At 74.9% G+C, this 17,121-nt stretch carries 15 protein-coding genes; 13 read left to right on the top strand and 2 right to left on the bottom strand.

The window, feature by feature from the left end; all coding sequences use genetic code 11:
- Window positions 1-55: 55 nt before the first annotated feature.
- On the bottom strand, window positions 56-475 hold the full coding sequence (locus ACZ4UB_RS01970) for a winged helix-turn-helix transcriptional regulator (protein WP_468067628.1): 420 nt from the start codon (window positions 473-475) through the stop codon (window positions 56-58).
- A gap of 83 nt (window positions 476-558) precedes the next feature.
- On the opposite strand from ACZ4UB_RS01970, the gene ACZ4UB_RS01965 reads away from it, so the two are divergent.
- The 10 genes from ACZ4UB_RS01965 (at window position 559) to ACZ4UB_RS01920 (ending at window position 8,909) form a co-directional block, all read left to right on the top strand.
- On the top strand, window positions 559-1,503 hold the full coding sequence (locus ACZ4UB_RS01965) for an NAD(P)-dependent oxidoreductase (RefSeq protein WP_468067625.1): 945 nt from the start codon (window positions 559-561) through the stop codon (window positions 1,501-1,503).
- 60 nt (window positions 1,504-1,563) lie between these two features.
- The gene (locus tag ACZ4UB_RS01960; RefSeq protein ID WP_468067622.1) at window positions 1,564-2,043 is read left to right on the top strand and encodes a DUF5990 family protein; all 480 of its coding nucleotides are present in this window, start codon (window positions 1,564-1,566) and stop codon (window positions 2,041-2,043) included.
- A gap of 102 nt (window positions 2,044-2,145) precedes the next feature.
- The gene (locus ACZ4UB_RS01955) at window positions 2,146-2,418 is read left to right on the top strand and encodes a hypothetical protein (protein ID WP_468067620.1); all 273 of its coding nucleotides are present in this window, start codon (window positions 2,146-2,148) and stop codon (window positions 2,416-2,418) included.
- Between the two features lie 41 nt (window positions 2,419-2,459).
- Window positions 2,460-2,981, top strand: coding sequence for a MarR family winged helix-turn-helix transcriptional regulator (locus ACZ4UB_RS01950; RefSeq protein WP_468067618.1), 522 nt, complete (start codon window positions 2,460-2,462; stop codon window positions 2,979-2,981).
- 92 nt (window positions 2,982-3,073) lie between these two features.
- Window positions 3,074-3,529 carry a hypothetical protein gene (locus ACZ4UB_RS01945; RefSeq protein ID WP_468067616.1) on the top strand — a complete coding sequence of 152 codons (456 nt, stop codon included), beginning with the start codon at window positions 3,074-3,076 and terminating at the stop codon, window positions 3,527-3,529.
- A complete protein-coding gene (locus ACZ4UB_RS01940) occupies window positions 3,526-4,476 on the top strand; it encodes an NmrA family NAD(P)-binding protein (RefSeq protein WP_468067613.1) in 951 nt (316 codons plus the stop codon). Before ACZ4UB_RS01945 ends, ACZ4UB_RS01940 begins: the two co-directional genes overlap by 4 nt.
- A gap of 67 nt (window positions 4,477-4,543) precedes the next feature.
- A complete protein-coding gene (gene sigJ / locus ACZ4UB_RS01935) occupies window positions 4,544-5,488 on the top strand; it encodes an RNA polymerase sigma factor SigJ (protein ID WP_468067611.1) in 945 nt (314 codons plus the stop codon).
- Window positions 5,489-5,611: 123 nt separating this feature from the next.
- Window positions 5,612-6,841 carry an NAD(P)/FAD-dependent oxidoreductase gene (locus tag ACZ4UB_RS01930; RefSeq protein ID WP_468067609.1) on the top strand — a complete coding sequence of 410 codons (1,230 nt, stop codon included), beginning with the start codon at window positions 5,612-5,614 and terminating at the stop codon, window positions 6,839-6,841.
- Between the two features lie 171 nt (window positions 6,842-7,012).
- A complete protein-coding gene (locus ACZ4UB_RS01925; protein ID WP_468067608.1) occupies window positions 7,013-7,990 on the top strand; it encodes an ATP-binding cassette domain-containing protein in 978 nt (325 codons plus the stop codon).
- A 73-nt stretch (window positions 7,991-8,063) separates the two neighbouring features.
- Window positions 8,064-8,909: an ABC transporter permease gene (locus ACZ4UB_RS01920; protein WP_468067606.1), complete on the top strand. Its 846-nt coding sequence runs from the start codon at window positions 8,064-8,066 to the stop codon at window positions 8,907-8,909.
- Window positions 8,910-9,048: 139 nt separating this feature from the next.
- Here the strand turns inward: ACZ4UB_RS01920 and ACZ4UB_RS01915 are convergent, their stop codons facing one another.
- Window positions 9,049-12,177, bottom strand: a complete 3,129-nt coding sequence (locus tag ACZ4UB_RS01915; RefSeq protein ID WP_468067603.1) for an AfsR/SARP family transcriptional regulator — start codon at window positions 12,175-12,177, stop codon at window positions 9,049-9,051.
- Between the two features lie 259 nt (window positions 12,178-12,436).
- On the opposite strand from ACZ4UB_RS01915, the gene ACZ4UB_RS01910 reads away from it, so the two are divergent.
- The 3 genes from ACZ4UB_RS01910 to ACZ4UB_RS01900 all read left to right on the top strand — a co-directional run bounded on the left by ACZ4UB_RS01910 (window position 12,437) and on the right by ACZ4UB_RS01900 (window position 17,046).
- The gene (locus ACZ4UB_RS01910) at window positions 12,437-13,006 is read left to right on the top strand and encodes an XRE family transcriptional regulator (RefSeq protein WP_354383447.1); all 570 of its coding nucleotides are present in this window, start codon (window positions 12,437-12,439) and stop codon (window positions 13,004-13,006) included.
- A gap of 101 nt (window positions 13,007-13,107) precedes the next feature.
- Window positions 13,108-14,010, top strand: coding sequence for a class I SAM-dependent methyltransferase (locus ACZ4UB_RS01905; RefSeq protein WP_468067602.1), 903 nt, complete (start codon window positions 13,108-13,110; stop codon window positions 14,008-14,010).
- Between the two features lie 96 nt (window positions 14,011-14,106).
- Window positions 14,107-17,046, top strand: coding sequence for an AfsR/SARP family transcriptional regulator (locus ACZ4UB_RS01900; protein WP_468067601.1), 2,940 nt, complete (start codon window positions 14,107-14,109; stop codon window positions 17,044-17,046).
- The last annotated feature ends 75 nt before the right edge of the window (window positions 17,047-17,121 follow it).

The raw sequence follows: 17,121 nt of genomic DNA, 5'->3' as shown, positions 1-17,121 counted from the left end.
CGTCCCGAACCCTGCCGTACTCCCGCGGGACGAACGCCGACCGGTCCCGGAGGGCCTATCCGTGCGGGGCGACCTCGATCACGTCGCTCACGTCGCTCACGTCGGTCACGTCGGTCACGTCGGCCACCTCGACCACCCCGGAGCCTTCGCGGCGCACGCGGTCGGTTCCCCAGGCGCCGAGTGGCAGGAGCGCCCGGTTGAGGGTGTGTCCGTGCTCGGTCAGGGAGTACTCCACCCGTGGCGGCACCTCGGCATAGACCTTCCGGTGCACCAGGCCGTCCTCTTCCATCTCGCGCAGGTGTTGCGTCAGCATCTTCTCGCTCACGCCGGGCAGACCGCGGCGGAGTTGGGCGAAGCGGCGTACGGAATGGGCGTCGAGTTCCCAGAGGATCAGCCCCTTCCACTTGCCGCTCACCACATCGAGCGCGGCGTCGATGCCGCAGATGTACGGCCCGCGCCGGGGTGCCTTGGCCACCGCTGATCCCCTTACTGAAAGGTAAGTACCGAAGTAAATAGTGGGTACTTCCGAGACTAGTCGCGCTCTTCGAGCATGGAGGAGTGAACGAACGACAGCAGCAACAGCAGCAGCAGGAACAACAACAGCAACGGCACGACGACGCCCGGCAGAAGAGCGCCGTCACCGTGATCGGGCTCGGCCCCATGGGCCAGGCCATGACCCGCGCCCTACTCGCCGCCGGCCACCCGGTCACCGTCTGGAACCGCACCGCCGGCCGGGCCGACGGCGTCGTCGCCGACGGTGCGGTGCTCGCGGCGACACCGGCCGAGGCGGTCGGGGCGAGCGACCTCGTGCTCCTCAGCCTCACGGACTACCCGGCGATGTACGACGTCCTCGACGGCGCCACCGCATCGCTCGCCGGCCGGACACTGGTCAACCTCAGCTCCGACACCCCCGACCGCACGCGCGAGGCGGCGTCCTGGGCCGCGGGCCACGGGGCCGCCTTCCTCACCGGTGGGGTCATGGTCCCGGCGCCGATGGTGGGTGCGGAGACGGGCTTCGTCTACTACAGCGGCCCCACCGAGGTGCTGGAGGGCCATCGGGCGACGTTGGCACTGCTCGGCACGCCGAAGCATCTGGGCGAGGACCCCGGCCTCGCCCAGATGATGTACCAGGCCCAACTCGCCGTGTTCCTCACCACCTTGTCCGCCTTGATGCACGCCACCGCGATGCTGGGCACCGCGGGAATGAAGGCCGCGGAGACGTTGCCGGAGTTGCTCTCCTTCACCGACTCGATCGGCGCCATCCTCAGGGCCGGCGAAGAGGCTCCCGGCGCCGCCCTGGATGCCGGAGACCACCCCGGCGACCTCAGCACGGTCACCATGATGGGCGCGACCTGCGACCACATAGTCGAAACCAGCACGTCGCTCGGACTCGACCTCGCCCTCCCCCTGGCCGTCCAGGCCCACTACCGGCGCGCGATCGAGAACGGCCACGGCGGCGACAACTGGACCCGCATCATCGACAGCATCCGCAAGGCCGGGTGACATCGAGTCCGGTGGGTGCGGGAGTCATCGTCCGCCGGGCTTCGGCGCGATGATGAGGCCATGGACGACGGGGCCGTGCTGATCCGGATCGACGCCACTGAGCTGCCGGGGCGGGAGTTCGCCGCCGGGCCCGGTTTTCCCGGCTACGGGGACGTGCACGTCGCCGTCCAGCGGCGCGGCCGCGCGGACGAGCTGCTCGATCCGCAGCCCGGCGACGCCCCGTCGGCCACATGGGTGTTGGAGTGCACCGCGACCCCGACCGGAGTCGGCGCCGTCGACATCACGGGGCCGTACGTGCAGGGGCGGCCCGCCGAGCGGTTCGTCTACTTGTCCTGGGGCACGGTGGACGCGGCCGGGGGCTTCACGATGTTCCGCCGGGCCAAGCTGATGCTCGGCGACATCCCGCCGGACACCGCCCGGGCCGCGCTGCGTTCCGGGGTGCTGCGCGCCCGCCTCGGGCTCACCGACGGCAAGGGGCTGCCGCTCTGTGCCCGGGTGTCACCCCCGCTCGTGGAGTGGTCCGCCGGCCCGGTGGGCTAGGCCGTCTCTTTCGGATCTTGCCGGGTGGGGACCGTATGGCCAGACGGGGGGTTCTCCGTCACGGTCGCGCGGGGCCGTCGTTGCACCTATATGACTGATTCCATGGTGCAGATCCCGGCCGACTGGCTCTCCCGGGTGTTCCTCTCCCTGCGTCGCGGGACGTCCGAGGACGCCCACTCGCTCGCCGGAGAGCTGCGGCCCTTCACCGAGCGGCCCGGACAGCGGGTACCGGTGCCGAGAGCTACGGTGCTGCGCACCGAGCGCGCCCTGCGCAAGGAGATCGAGAACTCCACCGAACACGCCCGCCGCACCGAGCTGTCGGAGCAGGCGGAACAGGCCGAACATCTGGTCAAGACGCGACCGGTGGGCCCGTAGCCTCCTTGACAGAGGCAGTAGTTAGGACCCATATTACTTTCATGGACGCACAGAGGGACCCGGCCGAGGAGACCCCGACACTGGATCAGGCCCGGCGCCAGATCCAGCACTACGGCCTCGATTCCGACCCCCAGGCCGTGCTGGTCGCCGTACGCCTCATGGCGGCCGGCGCCCGGCTCGGCCAGGCCAGCGAGGCGCACTTCTCCCGGTTCGGGCTGTCCACCGGTCGCTACCGGCTCCTCGCGGACCTGAAGGACAGCGAGGGCGAGAAGTCGCCCTCGCTCCTGGCCGCCACCCTCGGCGTCTCCCGCGCGACGGTCAGCGGACTCGTCGACTCCCTGGAGAAGGACGGGCTCGTCCTGCGGCGCCCGTCCGCCGAGGACGGCCGCGGCGCGGTGGTCGTACTGACCGCGCGCGGTGCGCAGAAGCTGCGCGACCTGGCCCCGGACCACTTCCGGCGACTCCAGGCGATGGTGGCCGACCTGAGCGTCGAGGAGCGGACCGTCTTCCTCGACCTGCTCTCCCGGATCACCCGGGGCATCGGCGCCCTGGCCGACCAGTAGCCCGGCCCGGCCCCCCGCGTACGCACCCGAGTACGTCCCGGCGGACGCGCACGTCCGCACATTCGCATATCCATATAGTTAGGCACCTAATTATGAGGGATCGAAGAAGCCGTACGACCGCCCTCTGGCCCGATGTCCTGATCGCCTACGCCGCCCCCGCCCTGAGCGCCGGGGCCGGGGGGCTGCTCACGGGCCGGTCCGACCTGACCGTCGCCGCCCTCACCTCCATCGCGGGCACCTCGGCGCTCGTCGCCGCCCTCACCGGGAGCCGGCTCCGGCGCCGTGGCATCCGCGCGCCCCGGGCCGTCGCCCTGCCGAAGGCCGTACGGGCGGTGGGGGCCGGGCTGGTGGGGGCGGCCCTCGCGGCCGCGGCCGCCCACCTCGCCGTGCGGGGCCTGGACGCGTGGCCCGCGCCGTTCCCGCCGGGCTCGGCGTGGCCCGGACGCCTGCGGCTGGACCTGCCGCTGTCCGCCGCGCTCGCCGCCACCATCACCACCTGGCGCTGGTACGGAGCCCAGCCCACATCGACCAGGAAGGACATCGCGTGATCGTCGTCATGGGAGCCACCGGAGCCACCGGGAGCGCACTCCTGCACCGCCTCACCGCACTCGGAGAACCCACCCGGGCACTGAGCCGCGACCCCGGACGGCTCCGCGCCGCCCTCGCCCGCGCCGGACGCGACTCCGCCGCCCCGTCCCGGACGGAGGTCGTGGCCGCCGACGCCGCCGACCCCGACTCGCTGCGGGCCGCGTTCCACGGCGCGAGCCAGCTCTTCCTCACCATGGCCAACGGCCCCGCCCAGGTGGCCCTGGAGACCAACGCCATCGCCGCGGCCGCGGCGAGCGGCATCGGGCACGTCGTCAAGCTCTCCGCCCCCGGCGCCGCCGGCCCCGACTCGCCCGTGGCCATAGCCCGCGGGCACCACGCCATCGAGGTGGCCCTGCGGGAATCGGGGATGCGCCACACCGTGCTGCGCCCGTACGCCTTCATGCAGAAGCTGCTCCTGCTCGCCCCCGGGGTCGCCGCGGGCGGCGTCGTCGCCGGCGCCACGGCGGACGCGGCCTGCAACTACATCGACTGCCGCGACATCGCCGACGTGGCGGCGGCCGCGCTGACCCGACCCGAGATCGCCGGGCACGCCTACACCCTCACCGGCGACCGGACCTACCGCCACACCCAGCTCACCGACCTGCTCACCGACCTGCTGGAGCGCCCCGTGCGCTACGTCGACCTGCCCGGCCCCGACCTGCACCGCCACCTCACCACCACCGCCCGCATGCCCGACTGGCTCGCCTCCCACGTCGTCGAGATCCAGCGCATGGCCACCACCCACCCCGAAGCCCCCGACGGCGCGGTCGCGCGCGTCCTCGGCCGGCCGCCCCGGACCCTGGAGGCCTTCCTCCGCGAGCACCTCGACCTCTTCCGGTTCCGACCGGGCACGTCCCACGGCCCTCCGCACCCTCCGCACCCTCCGCGCCCCGTGCACCCGTCATGAGCGCGTACCTGCCATAGAGCGGTGCCCGAACTGCCGCCGCTCCGCGCGGAGGCCTACGATCGCGGGCATGGCACTGATCGCGACTGACGTGAACCGGTTCGAGGCCGCCAGGCCCCGATTGGAGGCCATCGCCTACCGGATGCTCGGCTCGGCCGGCGAGGCGGAGGACGCCGTCCAGGAGACGTTCCTGCGCTGGCAGGCGGCCGACGTCGGGCGGATCGAGGTGCCGGAGGCCTGGCTGACGAAGGTCCTCACCAACCTCTGTCTCAACCAGCTGACTTCGGCCCGTGCCCGGCGCGAGACCTACGTGGGGCAGTGGCTGCCCGAGCCGCTGCTCAGCGGGGACCCGATGCTCGGCCCGGCCGACACCGCCGAACAGCGGGAGTCCGTCTCGTACGCCGTACTGGTCCTGTTGGAGCGCCTGTCGCCGGGCGAGCGGGCGGTGTACGTCCTGCGGGAGGCCTTCGACTACCCGCACCGGGAGGTCGCCGAGATCCTGGACATCACCGAGTCCGCCAGCCAGCAGATCTACCACCGGGCCAAGAAGCACATCGCCGACGGCAAGGTGCGTACCGAGATCGACGAGGCCGCCGCCCTGCGCATCGTCGAGGAGTTCCTGGCCGCGGCGACCAGCGGTCGCACCGAGCCGCTCGTCCAACTGCTCACCCAGAACGCCGTCGCGGTCGGCGACGGCGGCGGCAAGGTTCCGGCCCGCGCGAAGGCCTTCGAGGGCGCGCTCGCGGTCGCCACCTTCATGCGCGGCCTGTTCAAGCCCGGCCAGGCCAAGCGGGCCATCGTCGGCGGCGTCCCCGAGGTCTACGCCACCACCGCCAACGGCGAGCCCGCCGTGGTCGCCCTCGTCGAAGGGCGGCTCGTCGGGATCATCTGCCTGGAGGTCACCCCCGAGGGCATCGTCGCGATCCGCAGCCAGGTCAACCCCGACAAGCTCGTCCGCGCGGGCGCCCAGTGGGTCGCCGCGGGCCACGACGAGGCCCCGCTCCTCACGCTCTGACCCCTCCCGCGCCGCATGTGACCCAGGTCACCTGCGGCGCCTGTCAGGAATCGCGGGGCCGTCCGGTTCAAGGTGCGGAGCCACGCCGGACCACGGCGGACCCGCCCAGACAGGAGCACGGACATGGAGCACCGCATCGTCGTCCTCGGAGCCGGCTACACCGGTGCCGTCGTAGCCGGTCGCCTCGCCAAGCGACTGCACCGCGCGGACGTCAGCATCACCCTCGTCAACCCGGAGCCCGACTTCGTCGAGCGCGTCCGGCTGCACCAGCTCGCGGCCGGCCAGGAGCTGCGGCCCCGGCCCTTCGAGGAGATGTTCGCGGGCACCGGAGTCGAACTGAAGCTCGCGCGGGTCACCGCCGTGGACGCGGACGCCAAGACGGTGACGCTCGCCGCCGCGCCGACCGCCGCCCCGGCCGCCGGCCGGGAGGCCCAGCCGGAGACCGAACTGGCGTACGACACTCTCGTCTACGCCCTCGGCAGCGGCTGGCACGACGGGGGCGTCCGCGGCGCGGCCGAGCACGCCCACGAGGTCTCCAGCCGTCCGGGCGCCCGCCGGCTGCGCGACCGCCTGGCCGCCCTGGAGGCGGGCGGGTCCGTGACCGTGGTCGGCGGCGGACTGACCGGGCTGGAGGCGGCCACCGAGTTCGCCGAGGCCCGCCCGGACCTCGACGTCCACCTCGCCGCCCGCGGCGTCCTCGGCGACTGGCTCTCGGAGAAGGGGCGCGCGCACCTGCGCGGGGTGGTGGACGGGCTCGGCATCACGGTCCACGAGCACGCCTCGGTCGAGGCCGTGGAAGCGGGCCGCGTCACGACCGAGGACGGCCGGACCCTCCCCGCCGACGTCACCGTCTGGACCACCGGATTCGCGGTCCACCCGATCGCCCGGGCCAGCACCCTGGAGCACACCGCCAACGGGCAGATCGTCGTCGACTCCACGATGCGCTCGGTCTCCCACCCGGACGTCTACGCCGTGGGCGACGCGGCGATGGCGATGGGCCCCGGCGACAAGCCGCTGCGCATGTCCTGCGCCTCGGGCATCCCGATGGCCTGGCAGGCCGCCGACGCCCTCGCCGCCCGCCTCACCGGCGCGGAGGTCCCCGGCATCGGGATCCGCTACGCGCAGCAGTGCATCTCCCTCGGCCGGACGAACGGGCTGATCCAGTTCGTCACCGCCGACGACCGCGCGGTGGAGCGGGCCCTGACGGGCCGCACGGCCGCCCGTTACAAGGAGATGATCTGCAAGGGCGCGGCCTGGAGCGTCGCCAACCCGACCCTGGGCCTGCCGGCCCGGCGCCGCCGCGTCGCGCAGCGGGCGACCCCGGACCGCGCACGCACCACGGCCGCGGCCTGACCCCACCCGGGCCGCCCCCGCCCGCCCCCGCCCGGACCTCGCCCGGCAGCGCCCGCCCCCGCCTGACAGCGGGTGGCGGGCGCTGTCAGCGGGCTGTCCGGGCGCTGTCAGCACGGGGCGGCATCGTCGGGTCATCGAGAACGGCGATGACCCGACGAGGAGTTGTTGAGCATGGGATACGCGATCCGGGCCGAAGGACTGGTCAAGAAGTACGGGGACTTCACCGCCCTGGACGGCGTCGACCTGGAGGTCCCCGCGGGCAAGGTCGTCGGCGTCCTGGGCCCCAACGGCGCGGGCAAGACCACCACCGTGCGCATCCTCGCCACGCTGGCCCGCCCCGACGCCGGACACGCCAGCATCGGCGGCCACGACATCATCGAGGACCCGGTCCGGGTACGGCAGTTGATCGGGCTCACCGGGCAGTACGCCTCCGTCGACGAGACCCTCTCCGGCGAGGAGAACCTGGTGCTCATCGGGCGGTTGCTCGGCCTGTCCCGGCGGGACGCGAAGGCGCGGGGCGCGGAGCTGCTGGAGAAGTTCTCCCTCACCGAGGCGGCCCGCAAGCCGATCGCCACCTTCTCCGGCGGCATGCGGCGGCGCCTCGACCTGGCCGCCTCGCTGGTCGGTCGACCCCAGGTGCTCTTCCTGGACGAGCCCACCACCGGCCTGGACCCGCACGCCCGACAGGAAGTCTGGGACGTGGTGCGCCAGTTGGTCGCCGACGGATCCACGGTGCTGCTCACCACGCAGTACCTGGAGGAGGCCGACCAGCTCGCCGACTCCATCACCGTCTTCGACAAGGGCCGCAAGGTCGCCGAAGGCCGCCCCGGTGAACTCAAGCGCCGGGTCGGCGGGCAGATCCTCCAGGTCCGGCCGAGCCTGCCCGCCGATCTGGCGCAGGTCGCGGGGATGCTCACCGAGCTGACCGGACACGCCCCCGCGCAGGACTCGGGCGTGCTCACCGTGCCCGCCGACGACCCGCTGGTGGTCGCCGCGGTCGCCCGCCGCCTGGACGGCGCCGGGATCACCGCCGACGAGCTCGGCCTGCGCCTGCCCAGCCTCGACGAGGTCTTCCTCGCGCTGACCGGACACGCGCCCACCGTCACCGCCGACCGGCCCACCGCCGACCGGCCCGCCGCGGCCGCCTGAGCCCCGGCCGCCCGGGCCCGGCCCGAGCCCCGGCTTCCCCGCCCCGCGCAGACTCTCCCGAGAGGTCACCGTCATGAGCACCCAGTCCCTCAGCGCCCAGCCCCTCCCCACCCGCCCGCGCGGCGCCGACGCCGCTTCCCCGAGCCGGATCGGACCCGCGCAGACCGTCCGGCACAGCCTCGCGCTCGCCGGTCGGGGCGTCACCAAGTTCATGAAGTCGCCGATCCAGCTGGTCGACGTGGTCCTCACCCCGATCATCAGCCTGCTGATGTTCGTCTACCTCTTCGGGGACGCCATGTCCGGCGGCGACACCGACCGCTATCTGCGGCTCGTCGTCCCCGGCGTCATGGTCATGGCCGTCTTCCAGGCGAGCATCGGCATCGGCGCCTCGCTCTGTACGGACGCCAGCACCGGGATCTTCGACCGGTTCCGCAGCATGCCGATCGCCCGCTCCAGCCCCCTGATCGGCGCCGTCCTGGCGGATGTCGTCCGGTACGTCCTGTGCCTGGCCACCGTGGCCGTCCTCGCCCTGGTCATGGGCTACCGCGTGCAGACCGGCCCGGTCGCCGCGCTCACCGCGCTCGCCCTGCTCATCGGCTTCGCGCTCAGCTTCTCCTGGATCTCGGTCTACCTCGGCATGCTGATCAAGAACCCCGCGTCCGTGCATGGCCTGATGACCGTGCTGATCCTGCCGCTCACCTTCGCCAGCAACGTCTTCGTGCCCCGGGACGGCATGGCCGGATGGCTGCAGGCCTGGTCCGACGTCAACCCGGTCTCGCTGGTGGCGGACGCGGTGCGCGGCCTGCTGAACGGCGGGCCGGTCGCCGACTCGCTGTTCGCCTCCTTCGCCTGGATGGCCGGCGTGGTCGTGGTCTTCCTCCCGCTGGCGGTGCGCGCCTACCGCAAGAACGCCGGCTGAGCGCCGACGCGCGCCCGGCGACGAGCCCGGCCGGGCGGGGTCCGCACCCACGGGGGTGGAGCGGGCCCCGCCCGGTCGTTCACGCGCCGGCGCAGGGCAGGGCCGGCCCGGAACGGCGCCGGCCCGGAGCGGCGCCGACTCAGGTCCGTGCCACCGCCCGCAGGGTCTCCGCCTCCAGCCACCGCAGGGCGTCCTCGCGGGAGTACGCGGCCCCGTCGTCGAAGGCCCGCTGGAACTCCTCCCGGCCCACGGCGGCCACGATCCGGTCGACCAGCTCGCGCCACTCGGGCTCGCCCCAGTCGAAGGCGCCGCGCATCACCTGGCTCATGCCGAGCGCCCGGGCCCCCTCCGCGGGGGCGCCCTCCGCCGTCCGCAGCCCGCCCAGCAACTCGGCCACCCAGGCGAGCGCGGCGCCCGCTCCCTGGCCGAAGAGGGCACCGGCCGCCTCGGGCAGCAGCGCCCTGGCCGCCACGGCGTCCCCCTCGGCGAGGCGGTTCTCGATGCGGGTGCTGACGATCAGGTCGCGGGCCAGCTCCCGCAGGGCGGGGCGGCGCGCGCCCAGCGCTTCGAGCCGGTCGAGGGTGGCGTCGGAGCGCGCCAGGTCACCGGCCCGGCGGTGGACGTTGGCCAGGCCCACCAGGATGTTGGCCTCCAGGCGCAGCTGTCCGCGCTCGCGGGCCTGGCGATGGGCGGCGTACAGGTCCCGGAAGGCGCCCGCCAGGTCGCCGCTGCGGCGGCGCTCGCGGGCGAGCCGGGCCTTGCTGAGGTAGAGGTAGTCCTCGGTGCCGAGTTCGGAGCTGAGCGCCACGGTCCGCTCGAAGGTGGCGATGGCCTGCGGGTACTCGCCGCGCAAGGAGTGGTCGCGGCCGATCGGGAGCAGGCTCATCACGAGCCCCCAGCGGTCGCCGACCCGCTCGAAGCCGCGCAGCGCCTCGATCCGGGAATCGGCGCCCGTGACCAGGTCGCCCCGCTCGGTGAGGGCGAAGTCCCGGGCCAGGTGTGCGCTGGCCCGCACCCAGGGGTCGGGCGAGTCGAGCGGGTCCGCGGGCGCCGGGTTCGCCCGGCCCCGGCCGGACGCGCCCGCCGGGTAGGAGGCGCGGGACATCCGCAGGAGCAGCAGGGCCGGGTGGAACTCGCGCGCGGTCGCCGAGTCGCCCTCGGCCGCCGTGCCCCCGCCCGCCTCCTCGGAGTACGGCTGCGCGTGCGCGTCGAGCTGCGTGCTCATCCCCCGTATCCCCCAGTACCAGAACATCGCACCGGCGAAGCGCGCCGCCAGGTCCGCGTCCCCGGCCAGGGTGACCGTGCGCAGCGCGAGGACGAGGTTGTCGTGCTCGGCGTCGAAGACCTGGACGGCGCGCAGCTGTTCGCCGGTGCGCAGCCGGGGCTCGTGCTCCTCGGCCAGCGCCAGGAAGTACGCGGCGAAGCGCCGGGTGACGGCGTCATCGGGCTCCGCCTGCGCGAGCCGGCGCGCCGCGTACGCGCGTACCGTCTCCAGCATCCGGTAGCGCGGCTCGCCCGCCCCTTCGGTGACGGTGTGCACCAGCGACTTCTCGACCAGGGCGTCCAGGACGTACGGGATGTCGGCGGCCGGCAGCGAGGGGTCCGCGCACACCGCTTCGAGGGCGGGGACGCTCGCGCCGCCCGGGAACACCGACAGCCGGCGGGCGAGGACCCGTTCGGCCTCGTCGAGCAGGTCCCAGCTCCACTCGACGAGCGCGAGCAGGGTGCGCTGGCGGGGCAGGGCGGTGCGGCTGCCCGAGGCGAGGAGGCGGAAGCGGTCGTCGAGGCGGCGCGCGATCTGGTCGACGCTCATCGAGCGGAGCTTGACCGCGGCCAGTTCGAGGGCGAGCGGCATCCCGTCGAGGCGTCGGCAGACCTCGACCACGGGGTCGAGGGTGGCGTCGTCGAGCGTGAAGTCCGGCCGGACTCCGGTGGCCCGGTCGACGAAGAGCCGGACGGCGGGCGAGCGTACGGCCTCGGCCGGGTCGGGCGATCCCGTCGGGATGTCGAGCGGGCCGAGGTGGCACAGGGATTCGCCGGTGATGGCGAGGGCCTCGCGACTGGTGGCGAGGATCCGCAACTCGGGCAGCTGGTCGAGGAGTTCGGCGGTGAGCTGCGCCGCCGCCTCGACGAGGTGCTCACAGTTGTCGAGCAGGAGCAGGGCGTCGCCGCTGCCGAGGAGCCCGGCCATCCGCTCGACCGGGGTGGCCCGCTGCCCCTGGCCCGCGTCGTAGAGACGGCCGTCGGTGGAGCTGAGGGCGCCCAGTACCGCGTCGGCCAGCTGGTCCGGCGCGCTCACGCCGGCGAGGGGCACGAACCAGACCCGGCCGCGCGCGTGGGCCCGGTCCCGGGTGGCCGCTTCGAAGGAGAGGCGGGTCTTGCCCGCGCCGCCGGGGCCGACGATGGTGACGAGCCGCCCGCGGGCCAACTGGTCGGCGAGCCGGTCCAGTTCGGCGTCGCGGCCGACGAAGCTGGTGAGCCGGGCGGGGAGCCGGCTCGGTGCGGTCTCGGCCCGCTCAACGGGGCTCTCCAACTCGCCGCGCAACAAGGACAGATGGACCTCCCGCAGCTCGGCCGAGGGGTCGACGCCGAGTTCGTCGCCGAGCCGCGCGCGCAGCGCCTCGTACACCGCGAGGGCGTCGGATTGGCGCCCCGCGGCCACCAGGGCCCGCATCCGCAGCCCGGCGACCCGCTCGCTCAACGGGCGTTCGGCCGCGGCCGCTTCCAGGTCGGCCAGCACCTCCCCGTGCCGGCCGAGCCGCAGCTCGGCGTCGCAGCGGTCCTCGACCGCCGCGCTCCGCAGGTCGTCCAGCCGGGTCGCGACGGGCCCGGCGTAGGGGGCGCCCCGCACGTCCGCGAGGGCCGGTCCGCGCCACAGCCCGAGCGCCGTCGCGAACAGCGGCGCCGCCTCCTCGGCCCGCCCGGCGGCCAGGGCGCGCCGGCCCCGGGCGGTCAGTTCCTCGAAGCGGTGGACGTCCAGGTCCTCGGCCCGCAGCTCCAGCCGGTAACCGCCGGATGCGGACTCCACCGCCGCGGATCCGCGCAACGGCCTGCGCAGTCGGGACACCAGCGCCTGGAGCGCGTTGGCCGCGTCGGCCGGCGGCTCCTCGCCCCACAGGCCGCCGACGAGCGCGTCGACGGGCACCGTCCGGCCCTCTTCGAGGGCGAGCCGGGCGAGGAGCATCCGCACCCGTACCCCGCCGACCTCGACCGACGCACCGTCCTCGGCGAACGCCCCTACCGGCCCCAACAGTTCCACGCGCACCACGGCGGTCTCCCCCTCTGCACCGACCGGCGCTCCCGCCCCGTCGATCATCGCTCCCACGCCGGGTCAGCATCACCCACCCCGAGCGCCCGGTAAAGGACCGTCGGCGCCGGCCGTCACCTACCGGCCGTCATCTACCGGCCGTCACCTACCGGCCGTCATCTACCGGCCGTCATCTACCGGCCGCCATCTACCGGCCGTCGTCATGGCGGGCGGCTCCTGACCGCGCGCCCGCTCGCGGTCCCGGCATACGCTGCTGCTCGTGACGCAAGCCGACGGCGAGCTGGACGGTCTCGTGCGCCAACGGATCCGGGCCCTGCGCGTGGCGCAGGGCTGGTCCCTGGCCGAGCTGGCCGCGCGCGCCCACATCAGCCAGTCCACGCTGAGCCGGATCGAGACCGGTGGGCGCCGCCTCGCGCTGGACCAGCTCGTCACCCTCGCCCGGGCCCTGGACACCTCCCTGGACCAGCTCGTCGAGACCGCCGCCGACGATGTGGTCAGCCACCCGGTGGTCGACGCGGCCCACGGGAGCATGCGCTGGACCATGAAGGCGGACCCCGGCGTCAGCGTGGTGCGCCGGCGGATGACGGAGCCGCCGCCCGACGTCCCCGCGCGCATGCGGGCCCACCCGGGCCGCGAATGGCTGGTCGTCCTGTCCGGCACCGCGGTCCTGCTGCTGGGGAGCCGGCGGGTGCGGGTGGAGACGCACCAGGCGGTGGAGTTCCCCACGATGCTGCCGCACGCCATCGGCGCCGAGGGCGGGCCCTGCGAGATCCTGGGCTTCTTCGACCGGGACGCCCGCCGCGGCCATCAGGGCGGCGACGGCGCCTGAGGAGTCGGCCGCTTGCGCGTTCGGCAGCCCGCCCGGTCTTCTTCTTGCGCATACCGGGAGGCGCGCTGCCGTAACGGCACGACCGTCCTAGCGTGGCCGTCATGAACCACGCCTCCCACACCCACACCCATGGCCACGGCCACGCCCCCGCTCGCGAGCCCAGCGGCTCCCATGACCAGGCCGAGATCCTCGACCTCGATGCCGACGTGCTCGCCGAGCACACCGACTCCCTCACCGCGTGGCTGCCCGTCACCGCCGCACCGCGCCGGATCGTGGACCTGGGGTGCGGCACCGGGGCCGGCACCTTCGCCCTGCTCGCGCGCTTCCCCGACGCCCGGGTGACCGCCGTCGACGCCTCGGCCGCCCACCTGGACCGCCTGCGCGAGCGCGCCCGGGAGCTGGGCCTGGCCGACCGGGTCCGCACGGTCCGGGCCGACCTCGACGGGGAGTGGCCCGACCTCGCCGGCCCCGACCTCGCTCGCCCCGAGCTCGTCTGGGCCTCGGCCTCGTTGCACCACATGGCCGATCCCGGGCGCACCCTGCGCGCGGTCCGCGGGCTGCTCGCGCCCGGCGGCCTCTTCGCCGTCGTCGAGCTGGCGGGCTTCCCCCGCTTCCTGCCCGCCGACGCCCCGCGGGAGCGGCCCGGCCTGGAGGACCGCTGCCACGCCGCCCTCGCGAGCCGGCACGCCGAGCACCTGCCGCACCGCGGCGCCGACTGGGGCCCCGAACTGGCCGCCGCCGGCTTCACCGTCGAGGGCGAGCGGACGATCACGGTCCACGTCGACGGCGCCGGCAACGCGGCCGTCGGCCGTTACGCGCTGAGCAGCCTGGGCCGCCTGCGCGACGGCGCCGCCGCCTCCCTCGACGCCCGGGACCTCACCGCGCTGGAGCGGCTGCTCGACACCGGGGGCCCCGGGAGCATCCTGCGCCGCGACGACCTCGCGGTCCGCACCGAACGCACCGTGTGGGCCGCGCGCGCCGGGGCGTCCGTACGACGGGCCTGACGTCAGGGCCCCATGTCAGCGGGGCGGATCGGGCGGGGCGGGGCTCGGCCGTGACGATATGCTGACGTTTCTTTGCTTCCGGGGGGGTGCAAGCAGGTGGAGTTCCGTCTGCTCGGATCGGTGACCGTCGCGCGGGGGGCCGGGGACCTACCGCTCGGACCCGCCAAGCGGGCCAGCCTGCTGGCCGCACTGCTGCTGCGCCGCAACCTTCCCGTACCGCTCCGGCAGCTCACCGACTCGCTGTGGGACGGCGAGCCCCCGGCGCGCGCCCGCAGCGTGATCCAGGGGCATGTGTCCCGGCTGCGCACCCTGCTCGACGCCGCCGAAGCGTCCACGTACGGGGTCGAGTTGGCCACCCAGGGCGCGGCCTACGTGCTGCGGATGCCGGAGGCGCTGCTGGACGCGCACCGCTTCGAGCAGCTGGTCACCCGGGCCCAGGAACAGCAGTCGGTCGCGGACGCCGTGGTCATGTACCAGGAGGCCCTGTCCCTGTGGCAGGGGCCCGCGCTGACCGGTGTGCACCCCACACCGCCGCTCCAGGCGGCCGCGGACGCGCTGGAGGAGCTGCGGCTGACCACCGTGGAACACCTGGCCGCCGGGTACGGGCGGCTCGGCGCGCACGCGCAGGCCGCGGCGGTGCTCCGTCCCGAGGCGATCGCCCATCCGCTGCGGGAATCGCTGTCCGCCGCGCTGGTGACGGCCCTCCAGCGGGCCGGCCGGCGCTCCGAGGCCCTCGACTGCTTCCACCAGACCCGGCGCCTGCTCGCCGAGGAGCTCGGGGTCGATCCGGGGGACGAGCTGAGCGACGCCTACGCGGTCGCCCTGCGCGGCCAGCGCGGTCAGGACGGCCCGCGCGGGCCCCAGCCCCAGGGACAGGGCTGCCGACACGACCACGAGGACGCCCGCACCGCGCACACCGTCCGCACGCCGCCCACCGCGCCCACCGCCCGCGCCGAGGACCACCGCGGCCAGGACCACCGCGGCGCCGCGCCCGGGGCGGCGGGCGCACCGGCCCGCACCCCGGCCCCGCCGGCCCGGTACGCCGACGCCCTCGACCTGATGCCCCGCGCACCCCGCGGCTTCCACGGCCGCGAGGCGGAGTTGGCGCAGCTGTCGCGGGCCGCCGCCACGGAGGCGCCGATCTGCCTGGTCACCGGACCCGCCGGGGTCGGCAAGAGCGCCCTCGCCGTCCATTGGGCGCACCTGCACCACGAGCGGTTCCCGGACGGCCGCCTCCACGCCGACCTGCGCGGTTTCAGCGACACGGGCGAAGCCTCGGCCATGGACGTGCTGCGGGAGTTCCTGTTGGCACTGGGCGTCGCGCCGCCGCGCGTGCCGGAGTCGGTGACCCGCGCCGCCGCGCTGTTCCGTTCCCTGACCGCCGACCGGCGCCTGCTGGTCGTCCTGGACAACGTGCGCGCCTCGGAGCAGGTGCGTCCGTTGCTGCCGGGCGGGAGCGAGTGCGTCACCGTCGTCACCAGCCGCTACCGGCTGCGCGGCCTGATCGCCTCGGACGCGGCCCGGCCCGTTCCGCTCGGCGTCCTGGGACCGCAGGACGGTACGGACCTGCTCGCCGCGGTGCTCGGCGCGGACCGGGTGCTCGCCGAGCCGGCGGCCGCCCGACGGTTGGCCGAGCTGTGCGACGGACTGCCCCTCGCCCTGCGGGTCGCCGCCGCCCGGCTGGCGGACCAGCCGTACCTGACCCTGACCGCCATGGCCGAGGAACTCTCCGACACCACGCGCCGGTTGGCCCTGCTCGACGCCGAGGACACCGGTGTGCGCGCCGCCCTGCACCTGTCGGTGAGCCGCCTCCCGGCGGGCGCCGCGCACCAACTCGCCCACCTCGGCCGCCACCCCGGCACGCACATCGACCGCGAGGTGGCCGCGGCCCTGGCGGGCACCGGCGTCGAGGAGGCGGAGGCGGCCCTCGACCAGCTCGCCGCCGCGCACCTGTTGACGTACGGCGCACCGGGTCGGTGGGTGCTGCACGACCTCGTCCGGCTCTACGCCCGCGACATGGAGACGGACCCGCGGGCGCTGGCGCGGCTGCTGGACCACTACATCGCGACCGGCCTCGCGGCGGCCGGGGCCGCCGAGCGCGACGGGCAGCCGTGCTTCCCGTTGCACGCCGACTTCCACGCGCCCGCGCACGTACGGGACTTCCGGGACCGCGACGAGGCGATGGCCTGGTACGCGGCGCAGCGCGAGGACATGGCCCTGGCGGCGACGGCCGCGCACGCGGCCGCGCTGCACGGCCGGGCGTGGCGGGTCGCGCTGTCCCTGTGGCCGCTGATGGTGTGGCGGGTCCTGGACGGCTGGGCCCCGCTGCTCTACACGGCCCTCGACTCGGCCTGGGCCGACGCCGACCTGCACGGCCAGGCCCGGGTGCTCGCCCTGTTGGGGTGGGTGCTGACCGAGGAGGGCCTGACCGAGGAGGCCCTGCCGCACCTCGAAGCCGCCCCCCTGCTGGCCGCCCGGTCCGGCGACCGCAGCGGCCAGGCCACGGCCCTGGTCAACCTCTCCCTGGCGCAGGCCTCGCTCGGCGATCTCGACCGGGCGGCGCGGGGGTGCGTACGGGCGGCGGAGCTGGCCCGCGCGGCCGGCGACCCGACCACGGAACGCCTGGCGCTCTACCACCTGTCCCGGCACCAACTGGATTCCGGGGACTGGCACCAGGCGCTGGAGAGCACGACGGCCGCGCGGGCCGCCCACGCCCCGGACGCGCGGTCCCCCTCGCGCGTGCTGCTGCTGGCCGCGACCGGGGAGGCGCTGGTGGGCCTCGGCGAGCGGACCGAGGGCATCCGATGCCTGGACGAGGCCGCGCGGGAGGCCGAATCGACCGGCTTCGACGAGGGCGCGGAGCGGGCGCTCGGCGCGCTGCTCCACCTGTCGGCCGAAGAACTGGACGCACCGGACGACGCACCGGACGACACATCGGACGCCCCGGACGCCCCGGACGAGGAGTACCCCGTGCACGGGGCGGCCTACCGCGCCCGGTACGACAAGGTGCGGGCGCGCCAGAGCGTACGGGCGTGATCCCGCGGGCGTTCCCCCGACGTCAGCGGAACGTCAGCGCGGCGTGACCACGACGCCAGCGGGCCCCGGCACAGT

The organism is Streptomyces sp. NPDC028419 (assembly GCF_055565515.1).
Note: the sequence above shows the minus strand (reverse complement) of the source record. Positions and strands in the feature narration are given on the sequence as shown.